Raw genomic sequence first — 15068 nt, forward strand, 5'->3', positions numbered from 1 at the left:
GTTCTGCGACCCGAAAGATAGAAACTTTTATGTCGATCGAGCCCTTGAATACGTAAAGGACTGGCAAAATGCACGACCAGAATCGCATTATTTACCCTTATATGGAAGTTGATGGCAAATGGTCGCTCTCCGATGAACAGGTTATGGGGCTGCATGATCGTATTGTGCGAGAGGGAAACGAAGAGATTTTTCTTGACGGTACGCTTGACACTCGAAGAAAGTTCCTTGTCGACATGCAAGCTCACAGTTGGCTTTATGTATTGATACTCGGGGATATGGTGGCCGGCATTTTCTGGCTAAACAGATTTGAAGGTAAAACGGCAAGGCTGCACCACTGCGGCTTTAACGGGCCAACCTACAGAGAGAAAATAGACTTTGCCAAGCGCACCATCAAAACAATGCTGATGGTCAAAAATCATGACGGAGGCTATGCGCTGGACGTCCTGATCGGCCACACACCGGCTCGGCTGAAAAGAGCAAGGCGGTTTGCAATCGCCGCAGGCGGCACCCAGCTTGGGGAGGTCCCGGGGCTGATATGGAACTCAAGAACAGGCCAAAGTGAAAATGGGTTTATTTCATATTTTACGAGGAACGCTGATGAAAATTTATAACGAAATTCGGGTTAATATCGCAACCGGAGCCGTTGTCTATGAAGACGCCTTTGAATATTCCGGGCCTATCGCAAAATGTGGTGGTGGGGGCGGAACAACACAGACTGTTGACCCTGTTTATAATGCTGGCCTACTAGCGTTATCAGAAGAAAACCAGGCATGGGCAAATAAGTTGATGTCACAATATTTTTATGGTGAGGACTACAACCCGAATAAAATTATCCACGGGTATTATGGGGCTGACGGAACTTTTCATAAGTTGTTGGGAAATGATGGAGAGCCGCTTGATGCATCAAGGATATCAACATCATTATCCTATAATGCCACAACAGGTGTTTACACTGATAGCGAGGGGAACACCTACAGCCCTATTACCGGGTGGAAAGACCCGTCTGGCAATCCAGCCAATATTATTACCACCACTGAAGGGGCCATTAATAATTATAACAGTGAAGAAAACACATCCGGGGCGGAATATGCCCAAAACTCTGTTAACGCACAACAAAGTTTATTGGCCAGCGAGACGGCTGCGGCCGCATCTGAGACCGCGTTAAAGGGGGCAACGGCAGAGGCATCGTTGTCATTACTCCCGTCGCAGACAACCGCGGCCCAAAAGGCGGCAGAATTATCATCCGCTCAAGCCCAGATGGGCATCGAGCTAACTCCCCAACAACAAACAGCGCTAAGCACTGGTTATGAATTGACTACACAAAAAAATCAATCGGCATTGAGCCTGTTACCGCAGCAAACAGCGGTTAAGTCCTCTTTTTATGATTCAGCACTCAAGGGGGTTGACTCAGCGCAATGGGCCGATCAAGCACAGACTGACGCAGCCATTGCCTTTAAAAATGCTGGAAGAGATATAAGACAGCAAGCCGCTCTCTCCGGCGTAAATCCTAACTCTGGTAGGTTCGCAAGTGCATTGTCGGCCAGTGCGCTGGATCAAGCAAAGAGTATAGGCGCAGCTCGAACACAGGCAAGAACAGCCGCCGAAGATGAAAGTTTTGCCAGATTAACCACAGCTACGGGAGTGAGCTAATTATGAGCTACGGGTTTCAACAAATAAAGTATGATGATCAACTCAAGATGGGCCAGGCGATGCAAGGCCAAGCGATATCGGCACAATCCAACATGAACCGGATGAAGGAAAAGAAGGACGACGCGCCGCATACGACTGGTGGGGCTGTTAGTGCGCTGGCTGGCGGCGCTGTCGCAGGGGCGTCTCTTGGTAGTGCGGTTGCGTCTGGGACATCTCTTGGGTCATCCGCAGGGCCTTGGGGAGCTGCCATAGGCGCAGCCGCCGGGTTGCTGTCATACTATCTGAGTTAACAAGGAGCGCGATATGGACAGATGGGGAAGGTTCGACCTTCAGGATGGAATGCAAGTTTACGGTGCGTTGCGAGGCATCAAACGAGACCAGCGAGAAGACGCGCTATATCAACAAAAATCGGCCGGAGAGCAGCAGTATCGAACCTACCTCGGCAATGTGCAGAAGGATGAAAATTATAAGCCGGATACAGCCGCGCCGGATTACAACCCGGAGGCCTGGAGCAAGGCAGTAATGCAAAACATTCAGACCGTCACGGCGGCTGAAGAGTTCCAAACCAAAAAGGCTGAGACCGCGCAAAAACGAATCGAGCTTCAACGTCAAAATATCGCCAGAAGTGCAAGCGACGCCATGGCCATTTATCAGACGGACCCGCAGGCTGGTACTATCGCCATGCTGAAGACGTATGATCATCTGCATGACGGCATCGATCTGGTTAAAGACGAAAACGGCAACCCGTTGATCGATGAGCAGGGGCAAATCACCCTGAAGGGATTGAACGGGAATAGCACCAAAATGCCCATCCCTCCCATGAACGATATGGTAAAGATGGCGCAGACCTATACCGATCCTAAGGCCCTGCAGGAAGTGGACTCGATGTCCAGCAAGGCATACCAGGCCGCGAACGCTTCCGCTATTGCCAAGGCGAAGCAATATAAGGGCGCGAACGGGCAAGTGGTGGCGGTTGTGGATCGACTTTACGACCCGGTGGACCGCAGTAAAACACAGACCGTTATTCTGGATCTGAAAACAGGGCAACAAATCAGCCCGTCCGATTTTGCGCAAGGGGGTTTCCGGGAAATAAGCCATGAGAGCACCGAGAAATTCGAGCAGCAAAGCGCCTTGAAGGGCATGGCCCACCAGCTTGATAAAGCAAAACTCGACTATGAGTATCAGTTAAGGGGGCAGCTTGAGGACCGGAAGGCGTCCGCGACCAATAAGGGTGGCGTTGGGTCGGCGGTAGCGAAGCGTGAACTTGAACTTGTTTTGATGCCATTCGCGCCGGCAAATGCGCCGTTATTCACGATGGACGGCGAGTTTACCCAAGAGGGTGCCAATGCAATGCAAAAAGCCCAGGTGACTCTTGATAAATACCGCGATGCGGCGCCTAAGACCTTGACTGAGAAGCGCGAAGCGAGTCAAGCACAGCGGGCTTTGCAAGTGTATTCCGCTATGTATTCGCAGGTTGTGGATAAGTGGGGGGGAAATCAAGGACAGGCGGCTCAACTCAGGGTGCCTGCGGGCGGTCAACCGGGCCCTGTCCCCGGAGGTCAACCGGCAATGCAGCCGCAAGCCCCTCCGGCCGCTTTACAACAAATCAAGGCCGAGTACCAGCAGCTTGCGAGTCAGTACGGCAAAGATTCCGCAAAACAGATGATTATCAAAAAATACCCGCAAGCCTTTGGAGGGCAATAAACTGTGACCGACATCTTTGATGAGTGGTATGGCGAAATCGCGGCCCCCGTTCCGGATTCGGCGGTGGCTTTGTTTGATGAGTGGGATCAAGAGATGGATGCGGCCGCCGGCGGGCCGGTTGTTTTTGAGAGGTGGGATGCGGAGATTGACCAGGCCAATCAGGCTGAGGGTCGATCAGTTGGCGATTACACCCGGGCCTTGAGCATTGGCTTTGATAAACTTGGGCAACTTGCAGGCCGGGGGCTGGATGTCGTCGGAATGGATGAGACTGGTCAAAAAGTTGAGCGGTTTTATAAAGATCGGGAGGCGCAACTTCGCAGTGAACAAAGCCCGTCATATCGGGCTGAGAGGGAAAAGCGGTTTTTCGTTGAGGATGAATCCGGAAAAACCCGAATGGGAGCTGCCTGGACCAGTGCGCCAAAAATGATCGGGACGGTTTTGGAGTCTCTTCCGGCGATGACGCTGGGCAGTGGCACCGGGATGGTTCTTGCCAGGGGTTTGATCAAGTTGGGGCTGTCTTCAGGCCTTGCCGGTATTCTCGGCGGGGCGATCGGTGAGGGCAGTATGGCGGGCATTGAATCCTCAAAAGACATTTACGACATGGTGCTGGCCGCCCCCATTGAACAGATTTCACAAACAGACGAATTTGCCAAGGCCTATTCTGAGGCGGCCAGCAATCAATCGCTTACCCATGACCAACTTGTAAAGATCGCCCGCGGTGAGGTTGCAAAGCGGGCGGCCATGATCGGCGGCGCAACGGTCGCGGGATCAACGGCACTGCTCGGGGCACCCTCCGGAGCGGCAATGGGGCGCCTGGTCGGCGGCGAAGTCGGTAAGCGGCTCCCTACCACGATGCTGAAACAAGCCGGCCTTGAAATGGCACAGGAAGCGCCTCAGAGCGGCGTTGAGCAGATGGTCTCTAACGTGGCAGGGGCGAGATACAAAGATCCAAAAATTGACATCTTGCAGGATGTCGGCGAGGCGATGGTGGAAGGGGGCCTTGCCGGGTTTGTTATGGGCGGCGCAATGGGCCACCTTGCTCATAATCAGGGGAAAATTAACCTCTTGAATCAGCCGGCGCCAGGGCCCGAAACCGATGTTGCAGGGCAGATCAACGACTTAAACATCGGAGATGGCCGAACCGTTGATCTGGACACCTCTTCGGATCTGCCATTTGCTTTCCCGGAGCAAACCAAGGATGAACAGGCGGCCATGGAGGTCGATATCCTGCGACAACGGGCGGCGCAAAACGCCCCGCCAGATCGCACAAGCGCGTTGCGGCTGCAAAACCAGGATGAAATAAACCGATTGATTAGCCAAGAACAGGCCGCTGAACAAGAACGCATCCGACAGGCGCAGATTGACCAGGGTTTTGGTGCCCGGACCGGAGATGTCCCGGGTATGGAGGTTGACCAAACTCGTCAGGACGATGAAATTTTAAACAGGTTGGCGGGTGTGCCACTCCCAGACCGGGACCAGCGGCTTGCATTGCCATACCCTGATAGTATTGATCCGAATGCGATCGCGTTGCCTTATGACGATGCGATTTTTGATGCATGGGACGCGGAAATGGTGGACTCCCCGATGGAAGCGCCGGCGGGGGCCATGACGCGGATTCCAAACGCGCTGCGGTATGGGCAGCAGTCCTCGGAGTCAATCACGGCCGAGGCTAATCAGGCTGCAACTTCGCCGTTGAACAATCTCCCGGAGCCTACCGAGGCACAAAAGGAAGCCGGAAACTATCAAAAGGGGCATGTCAAAATCCAAGGGCTTGATATCTCCATCGAGAACCCTGACGGCTCCACTCGTTCCGGCACGACTCCGGACGGCAAAAAATGGAAAACCACGATGAACGGGCATTACGGTTATTTCAAGCGGACCGAGGGCAAAGACGGAGATCAGGTGGATGTGTTTGTCGGATTGAAGCCGCGAAAGGCGCATCCCGTTTTCGTTATTGACCAGGTGGACCCAGAAACCGGTCAGTTTGATGAACACAAGGTCATTATGGGGGTTGGCACAGAACAGGAAGCCAGGGAATTATACCTGTCCAATTATGAACCCGGTTGGCGTGGCCTGGGCGCTATCACTCAAATGCATGTTCTACCGTTCAAGAAATGGTTGGCCTCTGGAAAAACCAAAAAGCCGGTTCGTGAAATTCGCAAAGCTGTACCGGATATTGATATTGAAAGTGCAAAACCGCAGGCTACTAAAAAGCCTCACGAGTTGCCGCTGTCTGAGTTCGAATCAGCCCATGCGCCTCATGAAATCACCCGGCAGCAATGGACCGACATGCAACGGGTGGAACGTCGGCGCCTTGGTCAGTCGGAAGAGTCCGGAACCAAGCAAGCCCCGTATGCAGATTATGAGCAGTATCACCGGCAGGCAGTTAAAGAAGCGGTTGAAAATGGCAAGCCCGTTCCCGGATCAGTCCTTGCCGACTATCCAGACTTGGCAAACCAGAGCCAAGCAAAAAGGCAATCTTCCCAAATCACCATCCCGGAGAAGGAAAAACAACGCCTTGAAGATTTAAATTTCGAGGGGAAGCGAACGGCTTTTGAACGTGACGAACAACAAGCTCTTGTGCTTACAGGTGGCCCCCCGGGTGCCGGGAAAAGCACATCTATTAAGGCGCTTGGGCTTAAAACTGATGTTATGGTCCGTGCCGACGCTGATCTTATTAAAGAGCAAGCGGGTTACGAGGATCGTGCCGATGCTTTTCATGAAACATCCTCAGAGATCAACAAGCGGGTTGCCAACCGTGCGATAGACCAAGGCTATCACCTGCTTTACGACTCCTTATTAACCAACTTTGCGTTGGCGGATGAATTAATCCAAAGGGCGTTAGAAAACACGGGCAGGGTTTCAATTGCTTTTACGCATATTGATGCGGAAACTTCAATTGTTCGCGCCAAAGCTCGGGTTAAAAGCGGGCAATCGAAAAGAAAGATTCCGCCGGCGGCCTCGATCAAGGGTTATAATCGTGCGTTGCCGACCTTTATCGCCTTGTATAAAAAATATAAAGATAATCCGAATGTCAATTTCGCACTCAGCGACAACAATGTTGATGGCCGGAAACAGGTTCTTGTTTTCACCAAAACCGGCAAAGACGAAAAGGTCTTAAATCAAACTCTTTTTGACAATTTGATGCAAACAGACTATGTTGAAATCGGATCAGGGGAGGAAACCCGCTATGAACGACGAAAAGACAGAATCAACCCAAAGTCAGGTGAGGACCTCGCGGATAGCGAAAATGTCCGAAGAAGAATATCAGAGGTTTTTGAAAATCAGGGAACACAATCGGACCGCAAAACCCAATCCGCAACTGAGCATCGAGGCGATAACAAAAGCGATGATGGAAAGCTCGGCGGAAGCCGCACGGCAATACCGGCAAGCCCGGATCGCCCGACTCCTCAAAAACCGCGAAAAGAAGTAACCCCTCAAGCGCCAAGTTCTACCTACGGCACCACAAATAAGATCTTCACTCAAAATGCAGCTGCAAAAGCCCGCGAAATTCTACGCAAAAAGTTGAACCAACTTAATGCCGGTATTGATCCGGAAATCTTGCAGGCGGGCATTACTCTTGCGGGCTATCATATTGAGGCGGGCGCGAAGTCTTTTGTTGCCTATTCACGGGCCATGTTATCCGACCTCGGGGAAGCTGTCCGGCCATATTTGCGAAGTTTCTATGAAGGCGTGCGATATTATCCGGGGATGGCCTCGGCCGGGATGACTGCGGTTGAAGACATCAAAGAAGTCCCCGCACAGCCGACACCACAACCGGAGAAAGTGGAACTGCCGGAGGTCCCGTCCGCCCCGCTCGAAACAGAGGGGAAAAGCCCCGGTCTGACCTTTGATCAGGTTGCCAAGCTGTATAACGACGCCTTCAAAAACATGATGAAATACCGCACCGATCAAGCGGGCGCGGAATATTACGCTGAGGAGCTGGGCCGGCTGGAAGATGAATATCCCGAGTGGGTGGAACAGATCGAAAATCAAAAACAATCGAACGCACCGCCCGCGTTGGCAAAAAGCCCCGAAACCCCAAGCATGAAAATAGCCAACTGGATTCAGGATGCCCTTCGGACCAAATCAAAGATTGTTTGGACCAAACTTTTCGACAAGGCAAAAGAGGTATTTGGCGGTACGCAGGCCGAAGGGAAATACACCCCGCGAGATGCTTACGATGCCATGGAACTCGGCGTTAACCGGTATGTACTTGACCTGGATATCGTCAAGCGGCCGGCCGATGCCGCACAGGCCGCTTATGTGTCTCGGTTTTTGAAAAAAAGGGTCGATCTGCTGCCAACTCAAAGCAAACGAACCAAAGAGCAACAGGAGTTCCAACAGTTTTCAACCCCACCGCCATTGGCGTATGCCGCCAATTGGGTGGCAAATATTCGGGCGGGTGATATCGCACTGGAACCGAGCGCCGGCACCGGCGGCTTAGCAGCCTTCGCAAAGGCCATGGGGGCAAATAAGGTTATAGGGAATGAACTAAGCCCCAGGCGCGCTGAACTGCTCGAACAACTTGGCATTGACCAGGTTTTCCGGGAAAATGCGGAACAACTTCATAACGTCCTCCCGGAGGATGTAAAGCCAACCGTCATTGTGATGAATCCGCCGTTTTCGGCGACTGCCGGGCGCATGAGCAAGAACAAGACAGCATATGGCGCCCAACATATCGAACAAGCCCTTGCGCGACTTGAACCCGGTGGGCGACTGGTTGCGATTGTCGGAAAGGGTATGGCCGAGGGGTCGCCGACTTTCAGGCAATGGTGGGATGGTATCAAGAAAAAATACACTGTCCGGGCCAATGTCGGAATAAACGGCGAAGAATACGCGAAATACGGGACCACGTTTGACAATCAACTTTTAGTCATTGACAAAACAGGGGCAACGCAGGAAAATGTAACCATCGGGAAAGTCAACACTATTGAGGAACTTTTCCCGATTCTTGAGGGGGTGAAAAATGAACGAACCGCTCAAAGCCAACAGGCATTACGCCAACCAACTGGCGAAAAAAGCGCTGTTGAAAGTCAAGGAAGATCCGAACCAAAACCGGCTGTATCTTCTGCAATTGGTACTATGGGCGCTGGAAGCAGGCAAGATGGTGCCATACGACGACCAGTTGACCGACCTGGTCGAGACAATGAACCACTCATGGACCCCGGACAGGGTGATGAGAGCCTTGACGACCGAGGAGGGGACCGAGGAAAATATAGAGTTGGCGCTTCCGGCAAACGCGGAGGATCTCAATCCTCTGGATCTCGCAGAGGCACTACTCGGAAACCTTCACGATTATTGGGCGAGGGTTCACCCGACGTATTACAGCGCGGAGAGCTTGACGAGGATCGCACAACAGCGGTCCAGGTAGAGGAAACCACCCGTCAAAAATCAACCGCCAAACTCTCAGAATCCATTTATGAGCAATATGTCCCGTCTCGTCTGAGCGTGCCGGGGACAAAGCCACATCCCACCCCCATGGTGGAAAGTGCCGCCATGGCGGCGGTAGATATGCCAACCCCAAACTATGCCCCGCAACTCGATAAAGATGTTGTTCCTCAAGGGAAGTTATCCCTCGCGCAGATCGAGCAGGTTGTCTATGCCGGGCAAGCGCACAGCGACAGGCTACCCAATGGCGAGCGACGAGGGTATTTTGTCGGCGACGGTACGGGTGTGGGTAAAGGCAGAATCATTTCCGGCATTATCATGGACAACTGGAATCAGGGCCGCAAAAAAGCCGTTTGGTTGTCAAAAACTTTTGACCTGATACAGGATGCCAAGCGTGATGCCGACGGTATTGGTTTCCCTGCTAATCGAATTATTCCCCTGAACGCTTATAAAATTGATCAACCAGTTACGTTAAAAGAGGGTGTGATTTTTTGCACCTATAGCACTCTGGCCGCGAAACAGCGCCCTCAAAGCGCTGAACAAGATACACCTGTCGAGGTCAAGCGACTGGATCAATTGGTCGAATGGCTCGGACCTGATTTTGACGGGGCGCTTGTTTTCGATGAATCTCACAAAATGGGGAATCTGCTTGAACGCAAAGAGGGCTTTAATGTGAAAAAGCCCGCGCAATCTGCCATGGCCGGAGATGATCTCCAGCGGGCATTGCCAAATGCCCGCATTACCTATGTTTCAGCTACCGGCGCAACGGAACCCCATAACCTGGCATATGCCTCTCGCCTCGGATTATGGGGGGACGGGACCCCGTTTGCCTCCAACGATCTTTTTGTTTCCAGCCTTGAAAACTCCGGGGTCGCGGCCATGGAGTTGGTGGCGCGAGACCTGAAATCGATGGGGCTCTATTTGGCCCGGTCGCTGTCGTTTGACGGCGTTGAGTACGAGCAGCTTACCCATACCCTTACAGAACCGCAACGCACGATCTATGATTCCCTTGCTGAATCATGGCAAGTGGTGTTGCAAAACATGAACGAGGCCATTGGCTTGACAGGCGTTGGCAAAAAGGAACGCGGAAGTATTATCTCGCAATTTTGGGGCGCACACCAACGCTTTTTCAATCAGGTTACAACGGCAATGAGCATGCCGAGTGTGATCAAGAGCATCCGCCGTGATCTTGATGCCGGGCATTCCGCGGTTGTACAGTTGGTTAACACGAACGAAGCGGCACAGGAAAGGGCGTTGACCCGTGCAAAAATTGCCGGGGATGACATAGCGGAACTTGACTTTACCCCGCGTGAAACGCTGATTGAATATGTGCAAAACGGTTTCCCGGTGCAACAATTTGAGGAATATACCGACGAGAACGGGAATTTAAGAACGCGGCCCGTGGTGGATTCCGCAGGCAATCCGGTTGTAAACCGCGAGGCAGTTGAAGCCCGTGAAGCCTTAATCAGGCGCCTTTCCATGTTGCAGGTCCCCCACAACCCGATTGACATGATCCTTGAGGAATTCGGAGAGGGTATGGTGGCTGAGGTAACAGGGCGCAAGCGTCGGGTTCTGAATGGCAAAGAGCAAAAGCGTGGTGCGGCATCCAAGGTTACAGAATCAAAAGCCTTTATGGATGGGAAAAAGCGAGTGCTTGTTTTCTCCCAGGCCGGCGGGACCGGCGCGAGTTACCATGCGGACATTGCAGCAAAGAACCAACAAAAACGGATTCATTACCTGCTTCAGGCCGGATGGCGAGCGGATGAGGCAACGCAGGGCTTTGGCCGGACACACCGGTCGAACCAGGCGCAGCCGCCTAAATACATACCCGTATCGACCGACCTGAAGGGTCAAAAACGCTTTGTCTCATCGATCGCACGGCGGTTGGACCAGTTGGGCGCTCTTACCAAAGGACAACGGCAAACAGGGTCGCAGGGGATTTTTAAGGCGACGGATAACCTTGAAAATGATCACGCAAACGCAGCATGGTCATGGTTCGTTGATGACCTATTCGCCCGGCAGATCGACGGCATCGACTTTGAAGATTTTATGAGCCAGACGGCCCTGCCTCTTTTAAAGGAAGACGAAATGGGCCAGCTCAGGCTTAATGTCCCGCCGCTGAAGCAGTTTTTAAACCGGCTGTTATCCTTGAAAGTCGATATGCAAAACAAGGTGTTTGGCGAATTTGAACAACGATATGCCGATGTGCTTTTAAAGGCTGAACAGAAAGGCACCCTCGACAAAGGCATGGCGAATCTTGAAGCCGAATCGGCCCGCATCTTGGATGAAACACTTTTGCGGACCGATGAACGAACAGGGGCGCAAACCAAGCTGATCAAACTCCAGACAACCCACAAGCGGCCCCTCATGCAATGGGACGTTTTTCGGGAAGAATATCCAGCCCCAAGGCATGGTTTTTGGACCAACAATCAAAGCGGAGCTGTGTTTGCAGCTTTCCCTGGTGGGACAAAGGATATGCCGGATGGTTCAATAGAGACAATGGTGAATCTAAAAACCATCAACCAGGCCTATGTCAAAAAGATCCCGCGCAAAGAATTGGAGGAGCGATACGGCAAGATCAGTGAAATTGAGGCCGAAAACCTTTGGACGAAACAATATGATGATGCCGAAAAAATCAGAACGGCAGAGCAATACATGCTATCTGGGTTGCTGCTGCCAATCTGGAATGAGATCCAAGGGTTTTCAAGGGGAGTGTATCGCGCCCAAACTGATGACGGGGTGAGAATTGTAGGGCCTCTTGTTGCGCCTGATTTTGTGGGAACTCTGGTCGAGCGGTTCGGGGTGGAAGCCGAGCGGCCAAAAATGACCGGCGAGACTGCGTTCGATACCGTATATGAAAATGGCAAAACGCTTGAACTTGAAAACGGGTGGAAAGTCGGTCGTCGTCAAGTTTCTGGGGAAACCCGCATTGAGGTTGAGATAAAGGCCGAGGGGGATCTTTCGACGGCCGTTGATCAGCTTGAGAAACTCGGTGCTTTTTCCGAAACTATCAATTGGAAGACGCGCGTGTTTGTTCCCACCGGTACGACCGGCGAAAAGGTAATGCAGGATATCATTGCGCGATATCCCGTTGTCAGAGTTACCGGGGGTAAATCTGAGAGCGATAGCGCAGATCGTCAAGCACCTGCGAAGCGGCCGGCATATACCGGTGGAGCGACCGTAGATACAACGCAAGCGGATGGCCACAATTACTATGTCAACATTCAAGGCAAAGGTTTTGTGAAAGCGCCGGCTAATGCCGCCAAGGCAGATTTATCGCCATTGGGTGTGGACGCCTTTATTCATCGCGATGAGGATGGCGAATGGGTTGTCACCGAGGCCACAACAGGCCTGAAAGTTGTCGCTGCCGAGGACGAACATGGCGCCATAAAGGCTGCCAGAAATAAGATCCGGGATTTTGGCAAAGACAAATTTGACCAATTAGTTAACGACCAGATTGAAAAAAATGGCGCGTCTCCCTGGGCACAAGCCAAAAAAATCCTTGGTAATGAGGGCGGATTCGTTGATTTGTCCGTTCTTTTTACGAAAGCGCCCGATAATTTCGAATTCGATGAGCGAAGTGACCTTGGCAAGCGTACCCGAATGACCCAGCCGCCGGCCTGGATCGCCAAAAAGCACCCGGAATTTAAAGCCCTGTTTGATCGTCAGCAGGCCCGGAAAAAGCAGAGGATGCGGCAATTGGCCGAGGCTTTAGATGCGACGGCAGATTTTTGGAAAATGGACGGCGCCGAGATGGATCAGCTTCGCCGGTTGGTGTGGAGCCTTGAGGGCCAACGAATCAAGGATTTAAAAACGAACAAGCTCACCAAAGACGACGAGGGGAAATACCTGATCAACGATGCCCATTATACAGAATATCGGCAGTGGCTGGACAAGATCGCCGGGGTCTCCGATCATGCCAAAGCCGTTTATATTGATATCCGGAAAAGCCTGGACCAGGATTTGGCGACTGTTATCAACACCATGCAAAGCATGGATGACATCGATGAAGGCGTCATTGACAACTTCCGGAAAGCGGTCGGGAACATCCACAACTATTTTCCCCACATGCGATATGGGAATCATTACATACAGGTCAAGGACGCAGGCGGCAACGTGGTATATCGGGAACATTTCAACGCCGTCGGGCCTGCAAAGTTGAAAGCGATAAGCCGGGCAAAAGAATTGGCGAAACAGTTTCCGGACCATGAAATAAGATCAGGGCCAGTCGAAAAACTGCCGGAAGATGTTTACGCGATTCCGATTCCTGTAGAGGCGTTGGAGGCAGTCATGGATGCGGCGGTCCGACGCCTTGGCACGGTCGATACCGAAGCAAAAGAGGCTTTTCGACAGCTTCTCCCGAAAGCGCTTTCCGATACGTTGAAGTCCCGCGGCTGGGGGTCGCATCTGATCAATCGGAAAGGCATCCCTGGGCATGAGATAGAGGATATTCGCCGCGTGCTCTTTGATTACAAGTCTGGGCTTTATGGGTGGCTTACCAAAATGAGCGCAAGCCGGGATTTTTCTGAGACAATGGCAGGCGTTGCCAAAAGCGCAAGTCGACAACCCAACCTGTGGGCCGCGATGCGGCAATACGTCTATGACATGATGGCCAACTCCGATCAGTGGGACCGGGCAACAAATACTCTCAGAGCGGTTTTTTTTGCCAAATATCTTGGCGGAAACGTAAAAACGGCCGCGTTGAATCTTACCCAAAATATCATTGCTGGTTGGCCGCGGCTTGGGATGGAAACCGGCCGCGCTATGGGGCAAACAATTAATGCCGCGGCAAGCGACCTGGTCGCCACCGCAACCAAGCAAAAGAACCTGAAGCCGGAAGAGCGAAAGCTACTTGAAGAAATGTTCGAGGAGGGCACCACCAGCAGCAACTTCTTGCACGAAGTTAGAGGGCAAATAAACAGCAACGTCTTTTCTGCTGGAAACAAAATCATGCGGGTTCTTGGATGGCCAATGGCTGTAGCCGAGAGCTTTAACCGATCTTCGCTGGCCATTGCCGCATTTCGTGTTGCTCGGGGTGGGAAGATCAACAACAAAAAAACCCTTGCCAAGTATGGTTTAGAACCAGGAGAAAAAGCGCCGTATGGTCTTGCCAAGGCTTTCGCTGAAGAAATTGTTGATGATTCCCATTTCGTCTATGGCAAAGAGAACCGACCTGAAATTTTTCGAGGCGGCGCCGGCAATAAGGTGCTGGCTCTTGGATATACTTTCAGGACCTTCACGCATAACCTGATTAATTTATGGACGTATATGCTCAAGAACGGTGGGCGAGGGGTGCGTGCGGCGATAAAATCAATTGGCGCAACTATCGCTATTGGCGGGATATCTTCTATCCCTCTTTATAAAACGCTCCTGAACGCCATCAAACAGCTTACCGGGGACGACCCGGAAGATGAAGCGCTTGAAGCGCTTGGCGTTGTCGACAACGATCTACTGCGCGACATCATTGTTTATGGCCTGCCGGCGGGGCTTGGTGTAAATCTCGGGGGGTCGGTCGGAATGGAGCTGCCTGTTTTTGATAATCTGAAGATCGGCGACTCGATTACCGGGCAAATCGGCCGAGGGTTTGGGGAGATTGTAGGGGTACCGTGGGCTGTAATTGAAGATGCCGAAAACGCGCTCCGCAGTTTTAACAGCGGTCAACATTCACGGGCGCTCGAATACTTGGTGCCGACGTCGATGGCAAACCCGATAAAGGCATACAGGTTATATACAGAGGGGCAATCCACCATCTCCGGCCAACCTATCAATATGCCAGGACGGCTCGGGGCCGCCAAGCTGACCCAAAAAGAAGCGATTGGGAAAGCCTTTGGGTTTCAGCCGGTATCCAGCACAAAGGCGTGGGATCTGCAACAAGACCTGGAAGATTTTAGGGCGTATAAGTTAAATGAACAACACAGGCTTGCCAACAAACTTGCGAATGCGCTTCGTGATCAGGACAAAAACGCGCGCGACACAGTGCTCGCCGACTGGAAAAACTGGAATAAAAAACAATTTGCGACTGGGCGCCCGGAATATATCATCACGCCTGACAATATGGTGGCCTCGATGCGGGCGCGGACCAAGAACCAGTTACCGCCCACGTACCTCCGGAAACGAGCCGCTGAAATGATGGATCAGCGCGGCATGTTTGATCAGTAGATCTGCTTTCTTGGCACGAAAAATCCAATTGACCCCAAAACCCCATAGCTTATGGCCTTGGGGTTTTTTATCCACATACCGCTATTTAAACCATCATAGCTTGCGGAACTGCTCACCCTTAATTTAGGTTCCATAATAAATATCTGATTTTTTGCCGAATGGAG

At 52.0% G+C, this 15068-nt stretch carries 5 protein-coding genes; all 5 read left to right on the forward strand.

The features are described 5' to 3' along the window. Nucleotides 1-68: 68 nt before the first annotated feature. Genes RBT11_14200 through RBT11_14220 form a run of 5 tightly spaced genes read left to right on the forward strand, consistent with a single transcriptional unit; the run spans nt 69 to nt 14904 of the window. Entirely contained in the window at nt 69-611 is a 543-nt protein-coding gene (locus RBT11_14200) for a hypothetical protein (GenBank protein ID MDX9787933.1), read from the forward strand. After that, the gene (locus RBT11_14205; GenBank protein ID MDX9787934.1) at nt 598-1650 is read left to right on the forward strand and encodes a hypothetical protein; all 1053 of its coding nucleotides are present in this window, start codon (nt 598-600) and stop codon (nt 1648-1650) included. The genes RBT11_14200 and RBT11_14205 overlap by 14 nt, the downstream gene beginning before the upstream one ends. Nucleotides 1651-1652: 2 nt before the next feature. After that, on the forward strand, nt 1653-1940 hold the full coding sequence (locus RBT11_14210; GenBank protein ID MDX9787935.1) for a hypothetical protein: 288 nt from the start codon (nt 1653-1655) through the stop codon (nt 1938-1940). Nucleotides 1941-1953: 13 nt separating this feature from the next. Continuing rightward, on the forward strand, nt 1954-3354 hold the full coding sequence (locus tag RBT11_14215; protein MDX9787936.1) for a hypothetical protein: 1401 nt from the start codon (nt 1954-1956) through the stop codon (nt 3352-3354). Nucleotides 3355-3357: 3 nt separating this feature from the next. Further along, entirely contained in the window at nt 3358-14904 is an 11547-nt protein-coding gene (locus RBT11_14220; GenBank protein ID MDX9787937.1) for a strawberry notch family protein, read from the forward strand. Nucleotides 14905-15068 lie beyond the last annotated feature (164 nt).

Source organism: Desulfobacterales bacterium (assembly GCA_034003325.1).
GTDB lineage: Bacteria > Desulfobacterota > Desulfobacteria > Desulfobacterales > JAFDDL01 > JAVEYW01.

What these genes read in the sequence shown, in the direction of transcription:
- RBT11_14200 (MDX9787933.1), top strand. Translation starts at nt 69, where the DNA reads ATGCACGACCAGAATCGCATTATTTACCCTTATATGGAAGTTGATGGC.
- RBT11_14205 (MDX9787934.1), top strand. Translation starts at nt 598, where the DNA reads ATGAAAATTTATAACGAAATTCGGGTTAATATCGCAACCGGAGCCGTT.
- RBT11_14210 (MDX9787935.1), top strand. Translation starts at nt 1,653, where the DNA reads ATGAGCTACGGGTTTCAACAAATAAAGTATGATGATCAACTCAAGATG.
- RBT11_14215 (MDX9787936.1), top strand. Translation starts at nt 1,954, where the DNA reads ATGGACAGATGGGGAAGGTTCGACCTTCAGGATGGAATGCAAGTTTAC.